At 71.0% G+C, this 23,781-nt stretch carries 21 protein-coding genes and 1 tRNA gene; 12 read left to right on the forward strand and 10 right to left on the reverse strand.

Annotation, left to right across the window (positions count from 1 at the left end; all coding sequences use genetic code 11):
* Positions 1 to 222 precede the first annotated feature (222 nt).
* The 6 genes from eno (at position 223) to ACGFYU_RS35585 (ending at position 6,964) form a co-directional block, all read left to right on the forward strand.
* Positions 223 to 1,509, forward strand: coding sequence for a phosphopyruvate hydratase (gene eno, locus ACGFYU_RS35560; protein WP_030296966.1), 1,287 nt, complete (start codon positions 223 to 225; stop codon positions 1,507 to 1,509).
* Between the two features lie 101 nt (positions 1,510 to 1,610).
* The gene (locus ACGFYU_RS35565) at positions 1,611 to 2,099 is read left to right on the forward strand and encodes a septum formation initiator family protein (protein WP_382646206.1); all 489 of its coding nucleotides are present in this window, start codon (positions 1,611 to 1,613) and stop codon (positions 2,097 to 2,099) included.
* A gap of 59 nt (positions 2,100 to 2,158) precedes the next feature.
* Positions 2,159 to 2,695 (forward strand): DUF501 domain-containing protein, encoded by a 537-nt coding sequence (locus ACGFYU_RS35570; protein WP_393831447.1) that lies wholly within the window; start codon positions 2,159 to 2,161, stop codon positions 2,693 to 2,695.
* Positions 2,692 to 3,633: an exopolyphosphatase gene (locus ACGFYU_RS35575; RefSeq protein WP_393831448.1), complete on the forward strand. Its 942-nt coding sequence runs from the start codon at positions 2,692 to 2,694 to the stop codon at positions 3,631 to 3,633. The genes ACGFYU_RS35570 and ACGFYU_RS35575 overlap by 4 nt, the downstream gene beginning before the upstream one ends.
* A gap of 423 nt (positions 3,634 to 4,056) precedes the next feature.
* Positions 4,057 to 5,442: an NAD(P)/FAD-dependent oxidoreductase gene (locus tag ACGFYU_RS35580; protein WP_393831449.1), complete on the forward strand. Its 1,386-nt coding sequence runs from the start codon at positions 4,057 to 4,059 to the stop codon at positions 5,440 to 5,442.
* A gap of 133 nt (positions 5,443 to 5,575) precedes the next feature.
* Positions 5,576 to 6,964, forward strand: a complete 1,389-nt coding sequence (locus ACGFYU_RS35585) for a class I SAM-dependent methyltransferase (protein WP_393831450.1) — start codon at positions 5,576 to 5,578, stop codon at positions 6,962 to 6,964.
* A gap of 79 nt (positions 6,965 to 7,043) precedes the next feature.
* Here the strand turns inward: ACGFYU_RS35585 and ACGFYU_RS35590 are convergent, their stop codons facing one another.
* On the reverse strand, positions 7,044 to 9,593 hold the full coding sequence (locus tag ACGFYU_RS35590) for an ABC transporter permease (protein ID WP_393831451.1): 2,550 nt from the start codon (positions 9,591 to 9,593) through the stop codon (positions 7,044 to 7,046).
* Positions 9,594 to 9,656: 63 nt separating this feature from the next.
* Positions 9,657 to 10,421 (reverse strand): ABC transporter ATP-binding protein, encoded by a 765-nt coding sequence (locus tag ACGFYU_RS35595; protein ID WP_393831463.1) that lies wholly within the window; start codon positions 10,419 to 10,421, stop codon positions 9,657 to 9,659.
* Positions 10,422 to 10,872: 451 nt separating this feature from the next.
* Between ACGFYU_RS35595 and ACGFYU_RS35600 the strand changes: the two genes are divergently transcribed.
* Both ACGFYU_RS35600 and ACGFYU_RS35605 read left to right on the forward strand, forming a co-directional pair.
* Positions 10,873 to 10,954 (forward strand) — tRNA-Leu (locus tag ACGFYU_RS35600).
* A 145-nt stretch (positions 10,955 to 11,099) separates the two neighbouring features.
* Positions 11,100 to 11,951: a Bax inhibitor-1/YccA family protein gene (locus ACGFYU_RS35605; protein ID WP_393831452.1), complete on the forward strand. Its 852-nt coding sequence runs from the start codon at positions 11,100 to 11,102 to the stop codon at positions 11,949 to 11,951.
* Positions 11,952 to 12,077: 126 nt separating this feature from the next.
* Here ACGFYU_RS35605 and ACGFYU_RS35610 read toward each other — a convergent pair whose 3' ends face one another.
* Positions 12,078 to 12,308: a DUF4287 domain-containing protein gene (locus ACGFYU_RS35610; protein WP_390801886.1), complete on the reverse strand. Its 231-nt coding sequence runs from the start codon at positions 12,306 to 12,308 to the stop codon at positions 12,078 to 12,080.
* Positions 12,309 to 12,409: 101 nt separating this feature from the next.
* On the opposite strand from ACGFYU_RS35610, the gene ACGFYU_RS35615 reads away from it, so the two are divergent.
* On the forward strand, positions 12,410 to 12,745 hold the full coding sequence (locus ACGFYU_RS35615; RefSeq protein ID WP_393831453.1) for a hypothetical protein: 336 nt from the start codon (positions 12,410 to 12,412) through the stop codon (positions 12,743 to 12,745).
* Here ACGFYU_RS35615 and ACGFYU_RS35620 read toward each other — a convergent pair.
* The 3 genes from ACGFYU_RS35620 to ACGFYU_RS35630 form a co-directional block, all read right to left on the reverse strand.
* The gene (locus ACGFYU_RS35620) at positions 12,729 to 13,535 is read right to left on the reverse strand and encodes a hypothetical protein (RefSeq protein WP_393831464.1); all 807 of its coding nucleotides are present in this window, start codon (positions 13,533 to 13,535) and stop codon (positions 12,729 to 12,731) included. The two genes, ACGFYU_RS35615 and ACGFYU_RS35620, sit on opposite strands and share 17 nt — an antisense overlap.
* Positions 13,536 to 13,820: 285 nt before the next feature.
* The gene (locus ACGFYU_RS35625; RefSeq protein WP_393831454.1) at positions 13,821 to 15,041 is read right to left on the reverse strand and encodes an acetyl-CoA C-acetyltransferase; all 1,221 of its coding nucleotides are present in this window, start codon (positions 15,039 to 15,041) and stop codon (positions 13,821 to 13,823) included.
* Between the two features lie 468 nt (positions 15,042 to 15,509).
* Positions 15,510 to 16,556, reverse strand: coding sequence for an SGNH/GDSL hydrolase family protein (locus ACGFYU_RS35630; protein WP_393831455.1), 1,047 nt, complete (start codon positions 16,554 to 16,556; stop codon positions 15,510 to 15,512).
* A gap of 140 nt (positions 16,557 to 16,696) precedes the next feature.
* On the opposite strand from ACGFYU_RS35630, the gene ACGFYU_RS35635 reads away from it, so the two are divergent.
* Complete coding sequence (locus tag ACGFYU_RS35635) at positions 16,697 to 18,082, forward strand: cystathionine beta-synthase (RefSeq protein ID WP_393831465.1); 1,386 nt, start codon at positions 16,697 to 16,699, stop codon at positions 18,080 to 18,082.
* Positions 18,083 to 18,665: 583 nt separating this feature from the next.
* Here ACGFYU_RS35635 and ACGFYU_RS35640 read toward each other — a convergent pair.
* Positions 18,666 to 19,040 carry a hypothetical protein gene (locus ACGFYU_RS35640; protein WP_393831456.1) on the reverse strand — a complete coding sequence of 125 codons (375 nt, stop codon included), beginning with the start codon at positions 19,038 to 19,040 and terminating at the stop codon, positions 18,666 to 18,668.
* A 140-nt stretch (positions 19,041 to 19,180) separates the two neighbouring features.
* Here ACGFYU_RS35640 and ACGFYU_RS35645 point away from each other — a divergent pair, with 140 nt between their 5' ends.
* On the forward strand, positions 19,181 to 20,023 hold the full coding sequence (locus ACGFYU_RS35645; RefSeq protein WP_393831457.1) for a MurR/RpiR family transcriptional regulator: 843 nt from the start codon (positions 19,181 to 19,183) through the stop codon (positions 20,021 to 20,023).
* 15 nt (positions 20,024 to 20,038) lie between these two features.
* Here the strand turns inward: ACGFYU_RS35645 and ACGFYU_RS35650 are convergent, their stop codons facing one another.
* Positions 20,039 to 21,220: an FAD-dependent oxidoreductase gene (locus ACGFYU_RS35650; protein ID WP_393831458.1), complete on the reverse strand. Its 1,182-nt coding sequence runs from the start codon at positions 21,218 to 21,220 to the stop codon at positions 20,039 to 20,041.
* Between the two features lie 105 nt (positions 21,221 to 21,325).
* On the opposite strand from ACGFYU_RS35650, the gene ACGFYU_RS35655 reads away from it, so the two are divergent.
* Complete coding sequence (locus ACGFYU_RS35655) at positions 21,326 to 21,886, forward strand: TetR family transcriptional regulator (RefSeq protein WP_393831459.1); 561 nt, start codon at positions 21,326 to 21,328, stop codon at positions 21,884 to 21,886.
* 288 nt (positions 21,887 to 22,174) lie between these two features.
* Here ACGFYU_RS35655 and ACGFYU_RS35660 read toward each other — a convergent pair whose 3' ends face one another.
* Together ACGFYU_RS35660 and ACGFYU_RS35665 are read right to left on the reverse strand one after the other, a co-directional pair.
* Complete coding sequence (locus ACGFYU_RS35660) at positions 22,175 to 22,819, reverse strand: hypothetical protein (RefSeq protein ID WP_393831460.1); 645 nt, start codon at positions 22,817 to 22,819, stop codon at positions 22,175 to 22,177.
* A 58-nt stretch (positions 22,820 to 22,877) separates the two neighbouring features.
* Positions 22,878 to 23,531, reverse strand: a complete 654-nt coding sequence (locus ACGFYU_RS35665; protein WP_393831461.1) for a hypothetical protein — start codon at positions 23,529 to 23,531, stop codon at positions 22,878 to 22,880.
* Positions 23,532 to 23,781: the final 250 nt, after the last annotated feature.

Raw genomic sequence — 23,781 nt, forward strand, 5'->3', positions numbered from 1 at the left:
CGCGCCGGGCGGCGGCGTTTTCCCCGGCGGATGCCCGCCGAAGCCCGCCGAAGCCCGCCGATCAAGAGTCCAATGTCCTGGAAGAGGGGTATTCGGTCCCTTTTTCGTCCCAGGACCCGGGCGGTCGGCTGGCCGAGTGCCCGGAGCCGGTTAGGCTCTAGGCGGCGGGGCCATCCCACGGCCTGACGCCATCGCACACCCAGCGTCACATCCCAGAAGGAGATGCTCGTGCCGTCCATCGACGTCGTCGTAGCCCGGGAAATCCTGGACTCCCGAGGCAACCCCACGGTCGAGGTCGAGGTGGGCCTCGACGATGGCAGCACCGGCCGTGCTGCAGTTCCGTCCGGCGCCTCCACCGGTGCATTCGAGGCCATCGAGCTCCGTGACGGTGACCCCAACCGTTACATGGGCAAGGGTGTCGAGAAGGCAGTCCTCGCCGTCATCGAGCAGATCGGGCCGGAGCTCGTCGGCTACGACGCCACCGAGCAGCGCCTGATCGACCAGGCCATGTTCGACCTGGACGCCACCGACAACAAGGGCTCGCTCGGCGCCAACGCCATCCTCGGCGTCTCCCTCGCCGTCGCGCACGCCGCGTCCGAGGCCTCGGACCTGCCGCTCTTCCGCTACCTCGGCGGTCCGAACGCGCACCTGCTGCCCGTTCCGATGATGAACATCCTGAACGGTGGGTCGCACGCCGACTCCAACGTCGACATCCAGGAGTTCATGATCGCCCCGATCGGCGCGGAGTCCTTCTCCGAGGCGCTGCGCTGGGGTGCCGAGGTGTACCACACCCTCAAGAAGGTCCTGCACACCAAGGGCCTCTCCACCGGCCTGGGCGACGAGGGCGGCTTCGCCCCGAACCTGGAGTCCAACCGCGCCGCGCTCGACCTCATCGTCGAGGCCATCAAGCAGGCCGGCTACACCCCGGGCAAGGACATCGCGCTCGCGCTCGACGTCGCCGCGTCCGAGTTCTACAAGGACGGCAAGTACGAGTTCGAGGGCCAGTCCCGCTCGGCCGCCGAGATGACCGACTACTACGCCGAGCTCGTCGAGGCGTACCCGCTGGTCTCCATCGAGGACCCGCTGTTCGAGGACGACTGGGCCGGCTGGAAGACCATCACCGACAAGCTGGGCTCCAAGGTCCAGATCGTCGGCGACGACCTCTTCGTCACCAACCCGGAGCGCCTGGCCCGCGGCATCGAGGAGGGCTCCGCGAACGCCCTGCTCGTGAAGGTGAACCAGATCGGTTCGCTGACCGAGACCCTCGACGCCGTCGAGATGGCCCAGCGCAACGGCTTCAAGTGCATGATGTCGCACCGCTCCGGTGAGACCGAGGACGTCACCATCGCCGACCTCGCCGTCGCCGTGAACTGCGGCCAGATCAAGACCGGCGCCCCGGCCCGCTCGGACCGCGTCGCCAAGTACAACCAGCTGCTGCGCATCGAGGAGATCCTCGACGACGCCGCCGTGTACGCGGGCCGCAGCGCGTTCCCGCGCTTCAAGGGCTGACCCACCAGCCAAGAGGTCTAGCCTCCCTGCGTCCCCGCACTCGGTCCCGTACCGTGTGCGGGGACGTAGTGCGTAGTGCGTATATAGGGGAGGCGGGATCAATGGCCGGGAACCGGGATCGGTTCTCCACCTTCTCGACCGCGACCAGGCTCAAGCAGCTCGGCGAGCGGACCGCCGCCCACGTCTACCGCTCGCAGTCGCGCCGCCAGGTCCGCCGCAGCCGGCTCACCGGCCGCGCCGCGCTCCTGGTGCTCGTCCTCTGTACGCTGGTCGTCGCCCTCGCGTATCCGATGCGCCAGTACGTGTCCCAGCGCTCGGAGATCGCGGAGCAGCAGCGGGCCGCCGCCGCCGCGCGGGACCGCCTGGAGCGGCTCCGCGACGAGAAGGCCCGCTGGCAGGACAACGCCTACGCGGAGCAGCAGGCGCGCAAACACCTGCACTTCCTGCGCCCGGGGGAGACCGGCTACATCATGACCGACCCCGGGGCGCAGGGCCCCGAGCGGCACCGGACCGGCCAGGCCGGCTCCGACCGCCCGTGGTACTCCAACGTCTGGGACGGCGTCGACAAGGCCGACCGCCCGGGCGACTGACCCGTACCACGCACGCACCGCAGCACCCATCCACGAGAACGAAGAGACTTCCTCCAGGCATGCAGACGCCCCCGCCCCAGACCGACCGGACCGAGCCGACCGACGCGGACATCGAGGCGTTCGAGCAGCAGCTCGGCCGCCCGCCGCGCGGGCTGCGCGCCATCGCCCACCGCTGCCCCTGCGGCCAGCCGGACGTGGTGGAGACCGCCCCGCGGCTCCCCGACGGCACCCCCTTCCCGACGCTGTACTACCTGACGTGCCCGCGCGCGGCCTCCGCGATCGGCACGCTGGAGGCCAACGGCGTGATGAAGGAGATGCAGGCCCGCCTCGCCGAGGACCCGGAGCTGGCCGCCGCCTACCAGAAGGCGCACGAGGACTACATCCAGCGCCGCGACGCCATCGAGGTGCTCCAGGGCTTCCCGAGCGCCGGCGGGATGCCGGACCGGGTCAAGTGCCTGCACGTGCTGGTCGGGCACTCCCTGGCCGCGGGCCCGGGCGTGAACCCGTTCGGCGACGAGGCCCTGGCGATGCTGCCGGAGTGGTGGGCCAAGGGCGCCTGCGTCACCCCGTGCGCGGACAAGAAGGAGTCGCAGTGACGAGGGTCGCGGGCATCGACTGCGGTACGAACTCCATCCGGCTGCTCGTCGCGGACTGCGACCCCGCCACCGGTGAGCTGGTCGAGCTGGACCGGCGGATGATCATCGTCCGCCTCGGTCAGGGCGTCGACAAGACCGGCCGCCTCGCCCCCGAGGCCCTGGAGCGCACCTTCGCCGCCTGCCGCGAGTACGCGGCGGTCATCAAGGAGCTGGGCGCGGAGAAGATCCGCTTCGTGGCCACCTCCGCCTCCCGGGACGCCGAGAACCGGGACGAGTTCGTCCAGGGCGTCCTGGACATCCTGGGCGTCGAGCCCGAGGTGATCTCCGGCGACCAGGAGGCCGAGTTCTCCTTCACCGGAGCCACCAAGGAACTCGCCGCGCACGACCACCTGGAGCGGCCGTTCCTGGTGGTGGACATCGGCGGCGGCTCGACGGAGTTCGTGGTCGGCGAGGAGCACGTGCGCGCCGCCCGCTCCGTGGACGTGGGCTGCGTGCGGATGACCGAGCGCCACCTGGTGGTCGACGGGGTCGTCACCGACCCGCCCACCGAGGCGCAGATCGCCGCCATGCGGGCCGACATCGAGGCGGCGCTGGACCTGGCCGCCGAGACGGTCCCGCTGGGCGAGGCCCGGACCCTGGTGGGCCTGGCCGGTTCGGTGACCACGGTCGCCGCCATCGCGCTCGGGCTGGCGGAGTACGACTGGTCGGCGATCCACCACTCCCGGATCTCCTACGAGCAGGTCCGCGAGATCAGCGAGCGGATGCTGACGGCCACGCACGCGGAGCGCGCGGCGATCCCCGTCATGCACCCGGGCCGGGTGGACGTGATCGGCGCCGGCGCCCTGGTCCTCCTGGCGATCATGGAGCGGATCGGCGCCTCCGAGGTCGTCGTCTCGGAGCACGACATCCTGGATGGCATCGCCTGGTCCGCTGCCTGAACGGCGGTTCGGAAGGGTCTCCGAGGGCCCGTTGAGGGCCCTTGGAGGGGTCTCGGAGGGCCTTTGGTCCCGTGATCCACAAGAAGTTCGTGAAGTTCTTCACAAAGGAAAGTGGCCTGATGGCGCGCGAGGAGGGCCTTTTGGGGGTCTCGCGAGGCCCTCAGGCCTCTTTTCCAAGGCGTTCGTACGAATAGCGGACGCAACCGGTTCCGCATCAGACGTATGGACAAAGCCCGGTGGTCCAGTCCGGTTGAGGGCCTACGGGCCAGTTCAGGACGGGTGCACAACGACTCCCGTTACGCCGTGGTTCCCGTTGCGCACCATGACCTCCGTCACGTGGGCCGCGCAGTGTAGCAGAGGGTCTCCGACTGCTTGTGAAGGGGCTCACGAGCGGCACCCCTTTGGGTGCTGGATACTCGTTCCATGAGCACCACGGAGCGTCCCAGGATCCTCGTTGTAGGAGGTGGGTACGTAGGCCTGTACGCGGCCAAGCGGATCATGAAGAAGATGCGCTACGGCGAGGCGACCGTCACGGTCGTCGACCCCCGGTCGTACATGACCTACCAGCCCTTCCTCCCCGAAGTGGCCGCAGGCAGCATCTCGCCTCGGCACGTCGTCGTCCCGCTGCGACGCGTGCTGCCCAAGGCTGAGGTTCTCACCGGCCGGGTCACCAGCATCGACCAGGACCGCAAGGTCGCCGTCGTCACGCCGCTCGTCGGCGAGGCGTACGAGCTGCCCTTCGACTACCTGGTGATCGCGCTCGGCGCCGTCTCCCGCACCTTCCCGATCCCCGGCCTCGCCGAACAGGGCATCGGCATGAAGGGCGTCGAAGAGGGCATCGGCCTGCGCAACCACGTCCTCGAGCAGCTCGACAAGGCCGAGTCCACGGCGGACGAGGACGTCCGCCGCAAGGCCCTCACCTTCGTCTTCGTCGGCGGCGGCTTCGCCGGCGCCGAGACGATCGGCGAGGTCGAGGACATGGCCCGCGACGCCGCGAAGTACTACACCACGATCAAGCGCGAGGACATGCGCTTCATCCTGGTCGACGCGGCCGACAAGATCCTTCCCGAGGTCGGGCCCAAGCTCGGCACCTGGGGCAAGGAGCACCTCGAGTCGCGCGGCATCGAGATCTACCTCAACACCTCGATGGACTCCTGCGTCGAGGGCCACGTGGTGCTGAAGAACGGCCTCGAGGTCGACTCCAACACCATCGTCTGGACCGCGGGCGTCAAGCCCAACCCGGTCCTCTCCCGCTACGGCCTGCCGCTGGGCCCGCGCGGCCACGTCGACGCCGAGCCCACCCTCCAGGTCAAGGGCACGGACTACATCTGGACCGCCGGCGACAACGCCCAGGTTCCCGACATCGCCGCCCGCAAGGCCGGCGTCGAGAACGCCTGGTGCCCGCCGAACGCCCAGCACGCGCTGCGCCAGGCCAAGGTCCTCGGCGACAACGTCATCTCCGGCATGCGGGGCTTCCCGCAGAAGGAGTACGCCCACTCCAACAAGGGTGCGGTGGCGGGCCTCGGCCTCCACAAGGGCGTCGCGATGATCGTCATGGGCAAGATGAAGATCAAGCTCAAGGGCCGGCTCGCCTGGTACATGCACCGTGGCTACCACGGCATGGCCATGCCGACCTGGAACCGCAAGATCCGCGTCTTCGCCGACTGGACCCTCGGCATGTTCCTCAAGCGCGAGGTCGTCTCCCTCGGTGCTCTGGAGACCCCGCGCGAGGAGTTCTACGAGGCCGCCAAGCCGGCCCCGGCTCCGGCCGCCGCCGCGGCACCGGCCGAGAAGGCCAAGGCCTCCTGACCCGGGCCTGACCGCAGCACCCCGTACGACCCGAAGGGGCCGCCCGCCATCCGTGGTGCGGGCGGCCCCTTCGGCATGCCGCGGGCCCGTAGTGGGTAGGTCGCTTCGTCGGAGCTTTCTGGAGGTGCCTACGATGACCGACGCCGCGCCGCGGCTGGCCGCACTCGCCGAGACCCTGCTGGGCGCCCCCGTGCCCGTCCGCATACGGGCCTGGGACGGCAGCGAGGCGGGCCCGCCCGCCGGCCCCACCCTGGTGCTGAAACACCGGCGCGCCCTGCGCCGCATCCTGTGGAAGCCGGGCGAACTGGGCCTGGCCCGGGCCTGGGTCGCCGGTGACCTGACCGTCGAAGGCGACCTCTTCGAGCTGCTGGACCGCGTCGCGGGGCTCTTCTGGGAACGGCCCGCCCCGGCCGCGGCCGACCTCCCGCTCCCGCCCGCCAGGGTCCGGGCGACCGGCCTGGCCCGGCTGCGCCCGCACCGGCCGCACCTCCCCGACCGGTCCGCCGGCGACACCGGGACCGTCGCCCTGCTGCGCGACCCGCGGACACGGGCCGCCGTACGCGAACTGATCGCGCTGGCCAGGCCGTGGAACGCGCCCGCGCCCCCGCCCGAGGAGGCCGCCCGCCGCGGCGGACCCCAGCACAGCAAGAGCCGCGACCGGCAGGCCGTCAGCCACCACTACGACGTCGGCAACGAGTTCTACGAGCACGTCCTCGGCCCCTCCATGGTGTACTCCTGTGCCTACTGGACCCCCGACTCCACCCTGGAGCAGGCCCAGCGCGACAAGCTCGACCTGGTCTGCCGCAAACTCGCCCTCACGCCCGGCACCCGGCTCCTCGACGTGGGCTGCGGCTGGGGCTCCATGGCCCTGCACGCCGCCCGCGAGTACGGGGTCCAGGTCACCGGCATCACGCTCTCGCGCGAACAGGCCGCGTACGCCCGCAAGCGCGTCGCGGAGGAGGGCCTGGCCGACCGGATCGAGATCCGGGTCCAGGACTACCGGGACGTCAAGGACGGCCCGTACGGGGCCATTTCCTCGATCGGCATGGCCGAACACGTCGGCGCCGAGCGCTACCGCGACTACGCCCGCACCCTCCACGCGCTGCTCGCCCCCGGCGGGCGGCTCCTCAACCACCAGATCGCCCGGCCCCCGGAGCCCGACGAAGAGGCGTACCGGATCGACGAGTTCATCGACGCCTACGTCTTCCCCGACGGGGAGCTCTCCCCGCTCGGCACCACCGTCGGCGAGCTGGAGCGGGCCGGCTTCGAGGTCCGCGACGTGGAGGCGCTGCGCGAGCACTACGCGCTGACCCTGCGCGCCTGGGTGGCGCGCCTGGAGGCCCACTGGGAGGACGCCGTACGCCTCACCTCGCCCGGTCGGGCGCGCGTCTGGCTGCTGTACATGGCCGCCTCCGCACTCGGCTTCGAGCACGGCCGGCTCGGGGTCAACCAGGTCCTGGCGGTGCGCCCGGACGGCGGGACGTCCGGACTGCCGCTGCGGACCCGCACCTGGGGCGCGTAACGGCCCGGCGTGGACAAGGGGAAGGGCCCCGGGGCACGTGCCCCGGGGCCCTTCCGCATCCCTGTGAACCGCTGCGCCGCTACTCGGTCTTGATGGCCGTCAGCATGTTCAGGCGGGCGGCGCTGCGGGCCGGCCACATGGCGGCCAGCACGCCGACCACGGCGGCCAGCAGGAGGAAGATGCCGATCCGGTCCCAGGGGAGGACCAGGGCGTAGTTCGGGACCGACTTGGCGAGGGTGGTGCCGACCGCCCAGGCGAGGAAGACGCCGATGGCGACACCGAGGACCGCGCCGAACAGCGAGATCACCACGGCCTCCAGGCGGATCATGTTCTTGACCCGGCTCCGGTCGAGGCCGATCGCCCGCAGCATGCCGATCTCCTGGGTCCGTTCGAAGACGGACATCGCCAGGGTGTTGACCACGCCGAGCACCGAGATGATCAGGGCCATGCCGAGCAGGCCGTACATGATGTTCAGCATCGTGTTGATGATGCCGCCCATCTCGTTGCGCATGTCCTGCTGGGTGGCGACGGTCATCGCCGGGTTCTTGCCGAGGGCGTCGACGACCTTCTGCTGGGCGGCCTTGGAGGCACCGCCGGTGGTGTTGACGTAGACCTCGCGGATGTACTGGTCCTCGCTGTGCTCGGCGAGGATCTTGTTGTCGAGGACGTACGGGGACAGCAGGCCTTCGAGGTCCTTGTAGACGCCGCCGACCTTGAGGGTGGCCTTCTGGCCGTCGTCGTACTGGACCTGCAGGGCCGAGCCGACGGAGAGGTTCTGCTTCTTCGCGGTGGACTCGGCGACCAGGACCTCGCCCTGGGCGAGGCTGCCCAGGGAGCCGCTGACCGTCTCGATGTTCAGCAGCTCGCCGATGGCGGCCGGGTTGACGCCGGAGGCGGAGCGGAAGCTGTCGCCGATCTTCAGGTAGCCGTCCGCCTGCGGGGAGACCGCCTTGATGCCGGGGGCCTTGGCCAGGGTCTCGGCGACCGACTTGTCCAGGCTCATGCCCTGGGCGGCCATGGAGACCTTGTAGTCGGCCTTGAGCTTGTCCGTGCTCATCCGGTCGACGGCCTTGCCCATCGTGATGCCGAGCACCGACAGGGTGGTGACCAGCGTCAGGCCGATGGCCAGGGAGGCGGCGGTGACCGCGGTGCGGCGCGGGTTGCGCACGGCGTTCTGCGCGGCCAGCTTGCCGGGGACGCCGAACACCTTCTGCAGGAGCGGGCGGACGGCCGCGATCACCGGCTTGGACAGCAGCGGCAGCATCACGATCAGGCCGATGAGCATGAAGAACGCGCCGGCGCCGATGACCATGCGGCCGTCGCCGCCCATGGACACGCCCAGCATGACCACGCCGATGCCGGCGAGGCTGATCACGGAGCCGAGGACGTTGCGCAGCAGGAGGGACTTCGCGGTGGCCGGCAGGTGGGCGCTGCCCATGGCGGCTACGGGTGCGATCCGGCCGGTGCGCCAGGCGGGCAGCAGCGCGGCGAGGGTGGTGACGAGGACGCCGATGACCAGGGCCGCGACGACGGTGCCCGGGGCGATCACGAGGTCGCCGGCCGGCAGCTTCGCGCCGAGGGCCTCGATCGCGGAGCGCATGCCGACCGCCAGGCCGATGCCGCTGACCAGGCCGATCACGGCGGAGAGGAGGCCGACGACCAGGGCCTCGGCGAGCACCGAGCGCATGACCTGGCCGCGGTTGGCGCCGACGGCGCGCAGCAGGGCCAGCTCCTTCGTGCGCTGGGTGACCAGCATGGTGAAGGTGTTGTAGATCAGGAAGACGCCGACGAAGAGGGCGATGCCGGCGAAGGCGAGCAGCATCTGGTTCATGTTGCTCATGCCCTTGGCGACCTGCTTGGCCTGCTCGTCCGCGAGGGCGGCGCCGGTCTGGGCCTTGGTGTTCTTGGAGTCCAGCAGCGGCTTGATCTCGCCGAGCAGCTGGTCGGCGGAGGTTCCGGCCCGGGCGCCGACCGACAGCTCCTGGTAGAAGCCGGGCTTCAGGTACAGCTCCTGGGCGACGGCGGTGTCGAAGAGGACCAGGCTGCCGCCCGCGTTGACGTCGCCGTCCTCGGTGGTGAACACACCCGTGAGGGTGTACTCCTTCACCGGGCCGTTGGTGGCGACGCGGACCTTGTCGCCGACCTTGTACTTGCCGGTGACCGCGGTCTCCTTGTCGAGGGCGATCTGGTCGGCCTTGGCCGGGCCGGTGCCCTCGGTGAAGGCGTAGCGCGGGTCCTTGCCGTCCTTGACGGGGGCGTAGTTGGCGCCCTTGTTGGCCCAGCCGGAGCCGATCAGCTTGCCGTTCTCGTCGCCGACACCGGCGAAGCCGGAGACCCGGCCGGAGACGGAGTCGACGCCCTTGACCGCCTTGACCTTGTCGAGGGTCTGCTGGCTGATGCCGACCTCGCCCTCCTTCTGGCCGTCCTCGTTGCGGGACTGGCCGTACGAGGTCACGGAGACGGCGACGCCCTCGTAGCTCTTGGCGGACTGGCCGGAGAGGGCCTTGCTGAGGGTGTCGGTGAAGACGAGGGTGCCGGAGACGAAGGCGACGCCGAGGACGACGGCGAGCACCGTCATCAGCAGTCGGGCCTTGTGCGCGAGGACGTTGCGCAGGGCGGTACGGAACATGGGGTCTCTGTCCTGGGGCTGGCTGGGAGGTCTGCGGAAGGGGTGCGGGGGAGAGACCCCGGATCAGCTGGTGCGGCCCTTGGCGTCGAACGCCTTCATGCGGTCCAGCACGCCGTCCGCGGTGGGCGCGATCATCTCGTCGACGATGCGGCCGTCGGCGAGGAAGATGACGCGGTCCGCGTAGGAGGCGGCGACCGGGTCGTGGGTGACCATCACGACGGTCTGGCCGAGCTCGCGCACCGAGTTGCGCAGGAAGCCGAGGACCTCGGCGCCGGAGCGGGAGTCGAGGTTTCCGGTGGGCTCGTCACCGAAGATGATCTCGGGACGGGAGGCCAGGGCCCGGGCGACGGCCACGCGCTGCTGCTGGCCGCCGGAGAGCTGGGTGGGGCGGTGGGAGAGGCGGCCGGAGAGGCCGACCATGTCCACGACCGTGTCCAGCCACTGCTTGTCGGGCTTGCGGCCGGCGATGTCCATGGGGAGCGTGATGTTCTCCAGGGCCGTCAGGGTCGGCAGCAGGTTGAAGGCCTGGAAGATGAAGCCGATCTTGTCCCGGCGCAGCTGGGTGAGCTGCTTGTCCTTCAGGGAGCCCAGCTCTGTCTCGCCGATGCGGACCGAGCCGGCGGAGAAGGTGTCCAGGCCGGCGACGCAGTGCATCAGGGTGGACTTGCCGGAGCCGGAGGGGCCCATGATCGCGGTGAACTGGCCCTGGGCGAAGTCCACGGAGACGTTGTCGAGGGCGACCACCTGGGTCTCGCCCTGGCCGTACACCTTGGAGAGGCCCGTGGCGCGGGCGGCCACGGCCTGGGTGGTGTGCGGGGCGTAGTTCATGGTGGTCACGGGAGCGACTCCTGTCACGGCTGGGGACGGCGGTCTGATGAACGGCAAGACCTCTCCATCCTCGCGGCGCCCACCCCCGCTCCGAATCAGCCGACGTGCCCGTTCTCCGGCCCACCGGAGGCTGACCACGGGCGCACGCGTGTCCTCCTCTGGTATGACGGGAACCCTGACCGGGGGCGGAGGCGCGGGGCCGGGTGCGGGGTGGAGGCGCGGGGTGGCGAAGGGTGGCGCGGCGGGTGGCGCGGGCCATCGAAATCCCGTCATTCCCGTATCGGACGTGATCGTCCCCGACAGCGGGCCGACCGTGTGTTCTCCGCCTGACTGCCCCTCAAGCGCCAATAAAATCAGACAACATCGGGAAATCGGCCCGGTGGCGGCGAGGGTATTCCGGATAGGCTCGGCACAGCGTTCTTGCTTTTTCTACGGGGGTCCGCCACGCCCTGCCCGGATGGTGGAATGTAGACACGGCGAGCTTAAACCTCGCTGGCCTTCGGGCCGTGCCGGTTCAAGTCCGGCTCCGGGCACTCCGTAGGTCCCGGCGAGGCTCCCGTCCTCATCACCTGCGCTTCGCTGCGCCTTCCTAAGATCCTCCTCCAGCAGTAGGGTGCTTTCTTTGCGAGCGCATTACTCTTGTTGCAAGGCCGCGCACGGTGGCCACGGAGGAGTGAGATGAGGAGCAGTAACCCGGTCTTCTCGCGACGGGGGTTCAGCCGCGACAACGGTGGCTACGCCGGCTTTGAGGCGCAGCAGTACCAGCAGGCCGGGACCAACCCGTACGCGACGAACCCGTACGCCGTCGACCCGGCCACGGGCATGCCGCAGGCACCGGCGCGCACCAACGCGATGACCATGGACGACGTCGTGAGCCGTACGGCCATGACGCTCGGCACGCTCATCGTCACGGCGACCCTGTCCTGGGTCCTGCTGCCGGTCGACCCGGCCAACCTGAACAAGTCGTATGGCATCGGCATCGGCGCGGCCCTGGTCGCGTTCGTCCTGGCGATGATCCAGTCCTTCAAGCGCAAGCCGGTCCCGGCCCTGATCATCGGGTACGCGGCGCTCGAAGGTGTCTTCCTGGGCGTCATCAGCGCCGCGACCAGCACCTACCTGGGCCCCGGCGTGGTCATCCAGGCCGTGATGGGCACGATGTGCGTCTTCGCCGCCGTGCTCCTCGCCTACAAGATGGGCTGGATCCGCGTCAACCGGCGCTTCACCGGCTTCGTCATGGCCGCCGCCATGGGCTTCATCCTGCTCATGGTCGCGAACTCGCTGTTCGCCCTCTTCGGCGGCGGTGACGGCCTCGGCTTCCGCAGCGGCGGCCTCGGCCTGCTGTTCGGCGCCATCGGCGTCATCCTCGGTGCCTGCTTCCTCGCCATGGACTTCAAGCAGGTCGAGGACGGCATCGCCTACGGCGCCCCCCGCGAGGAGTCCTGGCTGGCGGCCTTCGGCCTCACCCTGACCCTGGTGTGGATCTACCTGGAGATGCTGCGCATCTTCCAGATCCTCTCGGGCGACGACTAGCAGCACCGGCAGCCGCCCCGCGGCGGCTGTCCACAGCATGGGGAAGGCCCCGCGAGCTCACCGCTCGCGGGGCCTTCCCGCGTCCAGGGGGATGTCATAGGGGGATGAAGTCGTCGGGGGGAGGGCTCAGCCGAACCGGCGGGCGGCTCTGCGCAGGTCGTACTCGTGGATGATCGCCTTGGCCTGGCCGTACGACAGCTCGTGCGCGCCGCGCAGCCAGCTGACCTTCTCCTCGAACCGGACGAGGGAGGGGCCGTCGTCGACGGTGCGGAGCCAGTCGGAGACCTCACGACCGGTGGTTTCGGGGATTCTGTCGATCATGTTGCGGTGCGTCTGCTCGGAGAACTCTACGGACATGGGCGCCTCCGGAGGTATCGCCGTGCTGTTCTCTTCACGCGAGCGTGCCGGAGAGTTCGCCCGTTGGCAATGGTGCCCGGGCGGCGCGTAAGGTCGGCCGGGTGCTTGATACTTCGCCCCTGACCGCCGTTGTGGAACGTTTCGCCGACCGGCTACGGGCCGCGCCGCAGAGCCGCCTCCAGCAGGGGGCCGCGGAAGCGGCGCTGGAGCTCGCCCGCGCGCTCTCCACCAGGGCCCAGGGCCTGGAGGGCCTCGCCGTACGGGAGATGCCGGACGCGGGGATCTTCGCCGTCGGGGACCAGGTGGCGGTGGCCGGCCTGGACCTCGCCGAGGCGCTGCGCGGCGCACGCGCCGGAGAAACGGCGACGGCCCCGTCCGAGATGCTGGACGAGGCCGTGCGGCTGGTGGAGCAGGCGGAAGTCAGAGCGATGCGATGACGCGGTCCGCGAGGATGTAGACGTTGCTGTCGGGGTCCTCGGTGTCACCGCAGGAGAAGGTCAGCGCGTAGGCGCCGGAGATGCCCGAGCCGCCCAGCAGGACCGGCGCGGTGCCCGAGCGCAGGGCCTCGGCGAGGCGTTCCGCGGTCTCCCGGTGGCCGGGGGTCATGCACAGCGTGGTGCCGTCGGTGAAGACGTACACGTCGAGCGTGCCCAGCGGGCCGGGGCGGACGTCCGCGAGGGCCGTACGGGCCTCCGCGAGCTCCTCCAGGCGGCTGACGGTGCGCTCGTGGTCGGCGCCCGGGGCCGAGGCCTGGACCGGCACGAAGTCGGGGTGCGAGGGGTGGCGCCGGCGGGCGGCGGCCAGCTCGGCCGAATCCTCCGGGTACTCGTCGACGGCCTCGTCGCCGAGGGCCGGCTCCAGCCCCACCATGTCCGCCTGCCGGGGCAGGAAGACGGGGCTGTCCTCACCGAGGCCGGGCAGGCCGCCCAGCAGCGAAGGGGCGTCGGCGGCGTCACGGGCCTCCTGCGCGGCCCAGAAGGCACGCGCCTCGGCCAGCTCGCGCTCGCGCTCCTCGGCGAGGGCTTCGGCCACGGCGGCTCGTATCTCCGCGGCGGGGGACTCCACGGCGCTCCGGGCGTGCGGGACGGTCGCACCGCGAGGCTGGACCGGAACCGCCAGCTCGCTGCGCAGGGCCGTGACCTGCTTGCGCAGGCCGTGGACGGCGTGCAGCGCAGCAGCGCCCACGGCCGTGGCAGCGGCTGTGGTCAGCAGCAGGGCAAGAGACATGGCGCTCACTGACTAACTCCTGAGGTGATTCGATCCCCCGACTTCCTACATCAGAGTGTCCCGACCTGGGAATGGCGTGCAGTGCATTACGTCACGAATTGGACAGGGCTTTGGTCACAGCGGATCTGTCCGGATGGCTTCTGACCTGCATATATGCCGGTCCCCCAGGAGATAGGTCACATCCTGGGGGAGATTCGGTCACAGGTCGGCCGCGACGGGATTAGATTCGGCGTCAGTACGCGGCAGGGGATCCGCCCGGATCCCTTGCCGCGCCTGGGGCCCGAACTAGCTCAGCCGCTCGATGACCATGGCCATGCCCTGGCCGCCGCCCACGCACATGGTCTCCAGACCGAACTGCTTGTCGTGGAACTGCAGGCTGTTGATCAGGGTGCCGGTGATGCGCGCACCGGTCATCCCGAACGGGTGACCGACGGCGATGGCCCCGCCGTTGACGTTCAGCTTGTCGAGGGGGATCTCCAGGTCCCGGTACGACGGGATGACCTGGGCCGCGAAGGCCTCGTTGATCTCGAACAGGTCTATGTCGCCGACGGTCAGGCCGGCCCGCTTCAGCGCCTGCTTGGAGGCCTCGACCGGGCCCAGGCCCATGATCTCGGGGGAGAGGCCGGTCACGCCGGTGGAGACGATCCGCGCTAGCGGGGTCAGACCCAGCTCCCGGGCCTTGGTGTCGCTCATGATGACCAGCGCGGCGGCGCCGTCGTTGAGCGGGCAGCAGTTGCCGGCGGTGATCAGGCCGTCGGGGCGGAAGACCGGCTTGAGGCCCTCCACGCCCTCCAGGGTCACGCCGGCGCGCGGGCCGTCGTCCGTCGAGACGACGGTCCCGTCCGGGGTGGTGACGGGGGTGATCTCGCGCTCCCAGAAGCCGTTCTTGATGGCGGCCTCGGCGAGGTTCTGCGAGCGGACGCCGAACTCGTCCATGTCCCGGCGGGTCACGCCCTTGAGGCGGGCCAGGTTCTCGGCGGTCTGCCCCATCGCGATGTAGGCGTCGGGGATGAGGCCGTCCTCGCGCGGGTCGTGCCAGTCGGACCCGGTCGACTCGGCGACGGCCGCCGTACGGGCCTCGGCGTCGGCGAAGAGCGGGTTGTGGGTGTCGGGCCAGGAGTCCGAGTTGCCCTTGGCGAAGCGCGACACCATCTCGACGCCGGCCGAGATGAAGACGTCGCCCTCGCCGGCCTTGATGGCGTGCAGGGCCATCCGCGAGGTCTGCAGGGAGGAGGAGCAGTAGCGGGTGAGGGTGGTGCCGGGCAGGAAGTCCATGCCCATCTGCACGGCCACGATGCGGGCCAGGTTGTTGCCCTGCTCGCCGCCGGGGAGGCCGCAGCCGAGCATCAGGTCGTCGATCTCGCGCGGGTCCAGCTCGGGGATCTTGGCGAGGGCGGTCTGGATGATCGTGGCGGTCAGGTCGTCGGGGCGGACGTCCTTGAGGGACCCCTTGAAGGCACGCCCGATGGGCGAGCGGGCGGTGGAAACGATGACGGCTTCGGGCATCGGGGCTCCAAGGGGGTGCGTCGTTGCGGGACCGCATGCGAAGTTACCGCCCCGTACGGTCGGGGTCACCGTGCGGGGGGTGTGATGCCGGTCGCTCCCGCGGGGGTGGCGGGTCGTCCGGGCGGGCCCGTACCCCCAGAGTGCCTCTGCGGCGCCGCTGCCGGGGGCTCCGCCCCCGGACCCCCGCGCCTCAAACGCCGGCGGGGCTGCTTTGCCTCCGGCGGCGCCTCAATCGCCGGCGGGGCTGGATGTGCCTCCGGCGGCGGCTCAAGCGCCTGAGGGGCTGAGATTGCCCTCCGGGCAATCCGGCCCCGCCTGGCGTCTGGTTGCGCTACGCGCACATGCGGGCTGACGCCGGCCGAATCCAGCCCCTCCGGCGTTTGAGGCGCGGGGTTCGGGGCGGAGCCCCGAGTCTTTGGGCCGCGCCTGCGAGCGAGCCGCACCCATCCAGCCCCGGAGGGGTGGTGGTCAGGCCGGGCCGGAGATGTCGGCGGTGGGGGCGGCCGTGCCGGGGGCGGGGGCGGGCGGGGCCGTGACGTCCTCGGCCTGGACCCGGCGCCGGCGGCGGTGCTTCAGCAGGACCCACGGCCCACGCGCCGCGGTGACCTCGGTGCCCGCCTGCCCGGCGGCGGCCGACGCGGCCTTCGCCACCGGCAGCATGTCCTCGTCCCGGGACACGTCCAGCCGGTCCGACTCCGGCCACAGCCCGAGCGCCGCGCACAGGGTGGGCAGGACCGCCATCGCGGCCGTCGCGTACCCCTCCGCCGAGGGGTGGTACGAGTCCGGCCCGAACATCTCCCGCGGGTTCGCGGCGAACTCCGGGCCCAGCAGGTCCCCCATCGAGACCGTACGGGCCCCCAGCGCGACCACCCCTATGGTCTGGGCGGCCGCCAGCTGCCGCGAGACCCGCCGGGCCAGCCACCGCAGCGGCTGGTACACGGGCTCGATCGTGCCCAGGTCCGGGCAGGTACCCACGACCACCTCGGAACCCGCCAGCCGCAGCCTCCGTACGGCCGCGGTCAGCAGCCGCACCGACTGGGTCGGCGGCATCCGCCGGGTCACGTCGTTCGCGCCGATCATGATCACGCACACGTCCGGGACACGCGCGCCGTCCCCGTCCAGCAGCAACCCCACCTGCCGGTCCAGGTCGTCCGACATCGCCCCCGACACGGCCACGTTCCGCAGCTCCACCGGCCGCTCCGCCACCGCCGCCAGCCCGGAGGCCAGCAGCGCCGCCGGAGTCTGCCGGGCCCGCCGTACGCCCAGCCCCGCGGCCGTGGAGTCGCCCAGCATGCCCAGCCGCAGCGGCCCCGGGCTCAGCTCCGGCCCGCCGAACTCGCTCCCGTACAGCCCGTCCGCCCGCGGCGGGTCGCCCAGCCCGGTCCCCACCGTCCGCTTCGCGAACTGCACCTCCGCCAGCACCAGCCCCACGGCTGCGGCCCCGACCAGTCCGAGCCCGCCCCCGCCGTACGCTGCGCCCGCCGCGATCCGGCGGGCCGTTCTCGCCCTGGACACCCTGCAGGCCACCTCCTCGGTCCCCGGTCCTCGGTCCTTGTTGACCTACCTGCCCCGTACGGCCGGTCGGCCAATCCCTTTCCGCATACTCTGGCCGTGCCTCCCGGAGAACCCGTGGAGTCCCCTCCTTGGAGAACATGGTGCAATTCCACGACTCGATGATCAGCCTCGTCGGCAACACCCCGCTGGTGAAGCTCAACCGTGTGACCGAAGGCCTGCAGGCCACCGTCCTTGCGAAGGTCGAGTACTTCAATCCCGGCGGCTCCGTGAAGGACCGGATCGCCGTACGGATGATCGAGGCCGCCGAGCAGAGCGGAGCCCTCAAGCCCGGCGGCACCATCGTGGAGCCGACCAGCGGCAACACGGGTGTAGGACTCGCCATCGTGGCCCAGCAGAAGGGCTACAAGTGCATCTTCGTCTGCCCTGACAAGGTGTCCCTGGACAAGATCAACGTCCTGCGCGCGTACGGCGCGGAGGTCGTGGTCTGCCCGACCGCCGTCGACCCCGAGCACCCGGACTCGTACTACAACGTGTCCGACCGTCTCGTCCGCGAGACGCCCGGCGCCTGGAAGCCGGACCAGTACAGCAACCCGAACAACCCCCGTTCGCACTACGAGACCACCGGCCCCGAGCTGTGGGAGCAGACGGACGGGAAGATCACCCACTTCGTCGCGGGCGTCGGCACCGGCGGCACGATCTCCGGTACCGGCAACTACCTCAAGGAGGTCAGCGGCGGGAAGGTCAAGGTCATCGGCGCCGACCCCGAGGGCTCGGTCTACTCCGGCGGCACGGGCCGCCCGTACCTCGTCGAGGGCGTCGGCGAGGACTTCTGGCCGACCGCCTACGACCCGAACGTGACCGACGAGATCATCGCGGTGTCCGACAAGGACTCCTTCCAGATGACCCGCCGCCTCGCCAAGGAGGAGGGCCTCCTCGTCGGCGGCTCCTGCGGCATGGCGGTCGTCGCCGCGCTGAAGGCGGCCGAGGGCCTGGGCCCGGACGACGTGGTCGTCGTCCTGCTCCCGGACAGCGGCCGCGGCTACCTCAGCAAGATCTTCAGCGACGAGTGGATGGCCGGACACGGCTTCCTCGAGGAGGCCGGCCCCTCCGCGCGCATCGGTGACGTGATGAACGACAAGGACGGCGGCATGCCGTCCCTCGTCCACATGCACCCCGAGGAGACGGTGGGCGAGGCCATCGAGGTCCTGCGCGAGTACGGCGTCTCCCAGATGCCGATCGTGAAGCCGGGCGCCGGCCACCCGGACGTGATGGCCGCCGAGGTCATCGGCTCCGTGGTGGAGAAGGAGCTGCTGTCGGCGCTCTTCGCGAAGCAGGCCTCGCTGAGCGACCCGCTGGAGAAGCACATGAGCCCGCCGCTCCCGCAGGTCGGCTCCGGCGAGCCGGTCTCCGAGCTGATGGCGGTGCTCGGCGAGGCCGACGCGGCGATCGTCCTGGTCGAGGGCAAGCCGACGGGTGTGGTGAGCCGTCAGGACCTGCTGGCGTTCCTGGCGAAGTCGGCCAAGTAGCCGTCGCCGTAACCGTTACGGAGCCGCGCACGGGCGTCGCGCAAACGGTACGGGCCCGACACGTGACGGCAGCACCGGCTTAACACGGCTCCGGCACAGTGGTGGTTGTCGGCAGGGAAGCCCGGAACACCGGAACCCGGCCGGCACCACCGAACGGCGCCCACGCACCTCCGGAGCGGCTCCCGGACCGCGCGGACGCCACGGACGCGGACGGCCCTGACCCGGCCCGTGTCCTCCGCGGGGACCGCCGTCGTCCCGCCCCCGGGCAACCGGGGTGCGGCGGTCCCCGCCTGACTTCCCTTTGGGCCGGGTTCCGGCCAATCGAGCCCCGTGGGGCGCCTTCCAGCCTCGCTGTGCGGCCTTCGGCCGGAGGCCAAACCCCGGCTTCGCCGTGCGGCCTTCGGCCCGAGGCCAAACCCAGCCCCGCCGGGCATCATCCAGCCTCGCCGGCGTTTGAGGCGCGGGGTCTGGTGCGGAGCCCCAGCAGCGGCGCCGCACCCCAAATCCAGCCCCGCCGGCGTTTGAGGCTCGGGGGCTCGGGGGCAGAGCCCCCGCAACGGCGCCGCACCCGGCAGCGAGCGGATCAGTCGGGGGTGTCCCCGCCCCGGCGGCGCAGCCCCCTGGCGTGGATGAAGTTCACGCCCAGGATCCCGCCCCAGGCGACCACCAGCCCACTCAGGTGCGCCTGCGCGGCAGCAATCGCCGACAGCGGAATCGCCAGCACCAGCGTGATGATGGCGAACCCGAAGCGTTCGCCGAAGTTCCCGTCCCCCGATTCGGGGCGACCGCCCCCACGCGCATGGAGGAGCCGCTCCTCCGCCAGCCGCCGCCGGACCTGCGTGTCCACCTTCTCGACGAACGAGTCCACCAGCGCGGCCTCGTACTCCGGACCCAGCTCCCGCCGGGCGTCCATCGTGGCGTCGAGTTCCTTCTTCAGCTCTCGGGCGTGGGCGTCCATCCCCCCACCGTAGGAACCGCCACAGGCGCCGGCACTGGGGCTAGCCCCCGTATCCGCATCGCGGGCGCGGCTTGCCGAGCTGCATAACCGCATGCAGAGTGCTCCGTGAGTGAATATCTCACCCGGACGGAGGGGACGGCATGAGCGACAGCCCGGCCGCGCGGCTGCAGAAGCTGTTCGAGGGGCACCGGCTGACCCCGACCCAGCGGCGGATCGCGCACTGCATGGTGCGCGGAGCGGCGGAGGTGCCGTTCCTGTCGAGCGTGGAGCTCGCCGAGCTGGCCGGGGTGAGCCAGCCGTCGGTGACCCGGTTCGCGGTGGCCCTGGGCTTCGACGGGTATCCCGCGCTGCGCCGGTACCTGCGCGAGGTGGCCCCCGCCGAGCGGGCCGAGGCCGCGCACGAGGACTCGTACAACGAATACCAGCAGGCCGTCCAGGGCGAGATCGAGAACCTGCGGCAGCTCGCCGCCATGCTCGCCGACCCCTCGCCGGTCCAGGAGGCGGGCCGGCTGCTCGCCGCCTCGACCCCGCTGCCCGTGCTGGGGCTGCGGGCGGCGTCCTCGCAGGCGCGCGGGTTCGCGTACTTCGCCGCCAAGGTGCATCCGGACGTACGGCTCCTCGACGAGGGCGGCTCGATGATGGAGGACCGCATCGACGCGGCCCTCTACGAGGGGGCCACGGCGCTGCTCTGCTTCGCGCTGCCCCGGTATCCCCGGGAGGTCGTGGACACCCTGGAACGCGCCCGGCGGGCCGGCCTGACCGTGGTCACGGTCGCCGACTCGGCCTTCGCGCCCGTGGCCCGCCACTCGGACCTGCTCATTCCGGCGCCCGTCGGGACCGGGCTGGCCTTCGACACGGCCTGTGCGCCGATGCTGCTGGGCCGGGTGCTGCTGGAGGCGATGGCGGACGCCCTGCCGGACGCGCAGGCCCGCCTGGAGGCCTTCGACGCGCGGGCGGCGGCGCGGGGGCTCTTCGTGGAGTGAGACGTGGAGTAGGGCTCAGCGGTAGTCGAGCTCGGCCAGTTCCCGGGCGAGGCGGTTGCGCAGGGCCGGGATGCGGGCGAGGAGGGGGAGCAGGGTGTTGCGCACGGTGCGCACCGCCCCGTTCCGGGTGGTGGCGACCCGGGTCATCCGGTGGGTCAGGGCCACCACGTGCAGGGCGACGGGCCGGCGGCGGGCCTCGTAGCCGTCGAGGGCGGCGGGGTCACCGGCGGCCAGGGCGCGGCCGAGGGCGTAGCCGTCCTGGATGCCGGTGTTCATGCCCTGGCCGCCGGCCGGGCTGTGCACGTGCGCGGCGTCCCCGGCGAGCAGCAGCCGCCCGGCGCGGTAGTGGTCGGCGACGCGGTGGTGGATCCGGAAGCGGGAGGACCAGGCGAGCGCGGTGACGGTGGCCTGTCCCGGGACGCGGGCGTCCAGCAGGGCCTGGACGAAGGCGAGGTCCGGCTCGGCGGGGGCTTCGTCGACGGTGGCCACGATCCGGTAGTGCCCGCCGGGGAGCGGGGCGACCACGGTGAGGCCGGCGGCGCCGAAGGCGAGGGAGACCTCGGCCGCTCCCGGGGCCCAGTCCATGACGACGTCGGCGAGGACGAAGGACTCGGCGTACGCGCTGCCGCTGAAGCCGATGCCCGCCGCCTCGCGGACGGCGCTGTGCATGCCGTCGGCGCCGACGGCGTGGGCGGCGCGCAGGGTTTCGCCGGTGGCGGTGGTGAGGGTGACCCCGTCGGCGTCCTGGGTGACGGCGGTGACCTCGTACGGGCGGTGGACGTCGTGGCCGAGCTTGCGCAGGCGGTCGAGGAGGACGGCCTCGGTCTCGTACTGGGGGACCATCAGCGCGTACGGGTGGGCGGTGCGCAGGCCGTCGAAGGGGACGGCGGCGAGGGGACGGGCGCCGTCGCGGATCTGGAACCGTGAGACCGGGATGCCGCGGCCGACGAGCTCGGCGGTGAGGCCGCCCGACGGGTCGAGCTCGTCGAAGACCTCCAGGGTGCGGGCGTGGACGACGGCGGCGCGGGAGGTGTTGGCGCCCTCGGCCTGCCGGTCGAGGAGGACGAAGTCGACGCCGGCCTGGGCGAGGGTCACGGCGAGCGTGAGGCCGGTGGGGCCGGCACCGACTATGGCGACGTGGGTGTGGGTGGGGAGGGGGAGCGGGGAGGGGAGCGGGAGTGCGGCGGTGCTGGTCATGCGGGCCTCCTCCGGGGAGCCAACGCTTGTTGGCCAACGGCTGTTGGCATAAGGGTGCGCCTCTGTGGCTGGCATGTCAACGGTTGTTGGCCTACGGTCGTTGGCATGATGGAGCGACGCTCTTCCGAGCAGACCAAGGCGACGATCCTGCGGGTGGCGCGGGAGCGCTTCGCCGCGCAGGGGTACGAGCGCACGACGATCCGCGCCGTGGCGGCGGAGGCGGAGATCGACCCGTCGATGGTCATGCGGTACTTCGGCAGCAAGGAGCAGCTCTTCGACGCGGCCCTCGCGGTCGACCTGCGGCTGCCGGACCTGGCCGCGGTCCCGGCGGAGGACCTGCCGGCGGCCCTCGTACGGCACTTCGTGGAGCGGTGGGAGGGGGACCCGGCCGATGACGCGCTGCTGGTGCTGCTCCGCTCGGCGGTGACGAACGAACGGGCGGCGGCGCGCATGCGCGAGGCCTTCGCGACCCAGGTCGCCCCGGCCCTGGCGGCGGCCGTCGGCCCCGACCGCGCCGCCCGCGCGGCAGGCCTGGTCGCGGCCCAGCTGCTGGGCCTGGCCCTGACCCGCTACCTGCTGCGCCTGCCGGCGGTGACGTCCCTGACGCCGGAGGCGGTGGTGGAGGGGTTGGGGCCGGGGGTGGGGGCGGTGTTGGGGGTGGGGTAGGAGGTGGGGTGAGGGGGCCCAAGTGGCCCGGTATCAGGGAGGGTTTGGGGGTTTCCCGTCAGTCTCATCGTCCTTCCGGTTCGGGCCGCCCTGTCAAGGGCGTCCCGAACCGGAAAAACGAAGACCGACGGGAAACCCCCAAAGGAACGGGCCGGGTCAGAGACGCATGGGCGGGGAGGCCAGGGAGGCGTGGGGGGCCTCAAGCGCGTCGGATCGCTACGCGCTTCGCACGTCTCGGCGTCCGACGGCCGTCTGGGGCTGATCCGATTCGGTCGCGGGGGCCGAACGTCAGGGCGCGTTGACCCCGAGGTTCTGGTTGGTGGCGTTCGTCGCCCCGGGGCTGAGCAGGTTGTTGTTCGTGCTGACGTTGTTGAACAGCGTGACGACACCGTTGAGGTTGACGGGGAGGATCGAGTCGCCGCCGCCGCCGCCGCCGCCGTTGCCGCAGCCGGTGCCAGTGATGGTCGTGGTGTCGCTCGCCGCGATCGGGGTGTTGTCCGACTCGTTGGCGTTGACAGTGTTCGTGACAGCGCCACAGGGAGCGTCAGCGGAGATGTCCACGACGAGGTCGAACGTCGCAGCCGTGTAGCTGCCGAAGACCAAGTCGCAGACGAAGCCCTCTTCCGTAAACGGGGCGCACTCACCGTCGACACCGCTGACCGGGAAAGTGTTGATCGCGAGGTCGTTCATGGTGAGCCCCTGCGGAAGGGTGTCCGTGATGTGCACACTGCCGCTCTCCGTGCCGGTATTGCTGATCGTGATGTGGTAGATCCCCTGCCCGCCACGGACGAAGCTCCCCTCGTGGGACTTCTTCACGTTCAGTTGGGACACGGCGTGCGCCGGGGTGGCGCCGGTGGTGAGCGGCAGGCCGATGGCCAGCCCGAGGACGGCTCCGAGGGCGGACATCCGTCGCCTCAGCGTGTGCATGGTCATGGTCGGCTTCTCCTGTCGGGGGTGGTTCGGGAGGGACTCCTGGGGTTACGGCAACACGTCAGGACGCGTTGACCCCGAGGTTCTGGTTGGTGGCGTTCGTCGCCTTGGGGCTGAGCAGGTTGTTGTTTGTGCTGACGTTGTTGAAGAACGTGAGGACCCCGCTGAGGTTGACGGGCAGGATCGAGCTGCCGCCGCCGTTGCCGTTGCCGTTGGGGCAGGTGTCGCCCGTGATTCGGGTGGCGTCGCTCGCTGAGGTCAGGATGCTGTCCTCGGGTGAGCTGAGGGTGACCGTGTTGGTGCTGACACCACAGGGAGCGTCAGGAGCGACATTCATGGTGAAGTCGAATTCGAGGTAGCTATTGGCGGGGAAGGTCCCGTTGCAGACGATCCGTGTCCCGTCGAAGAATCCCGGGCAGTCGAAGGCGGCGCCGTTTACGGACACGAGGTTGTTGACCGTCCCCAAGGTGAGTCCCTGCGGAAACCGGTCCGTGAGATGCACAGTGCCGATCGGATCCGTGTCGCCCGTGTTGCGGATCGTGAAGTGATAAACCCCTTGCCCGCCACGGACGAAATCCCCCACATGACTCTTCGTGACGCTCAGACGTGCCTCGGCGTACGCCGGCGTGGCGCCGGTGGCGAATGGCAGGCCGATGGCCAGCCCGAGGACGGCCCCGAGGGCGCACATTCGTTGCTTCAGCGTGTGCATGGTCATGGTCGGCTTCTCCTGTCGGGTGGTTCGCGCGGGACTTCTGGCAGTACGGCAACGCACCGCGAACGGCGTCAGCACGGGGCGCGGTGGCCGCTTCACCCGTTCGCCCGGGCATCGGGGGGAGCGTTCACCCCGCTGGTCGGCCCCGGGGCCGTCACCGTGAGGTGGGCCGCCGGGCGAGGTGCCAGCCTGTGGGGCTGGTCCTTTTCCCAGCGACCTCCTCCCGAACCCGTCGTGCGACGTTAATCGCAAC

The sequence above is a fragment of the Streptomyces sp. NPDC048337 genome, assembly GCF_043201175.1.
Classification (GTDB): Bacteria; Actinomycetota; Actinomycetes; order Streptomycetales; family Streptomycetaceae; genus Streptomyces.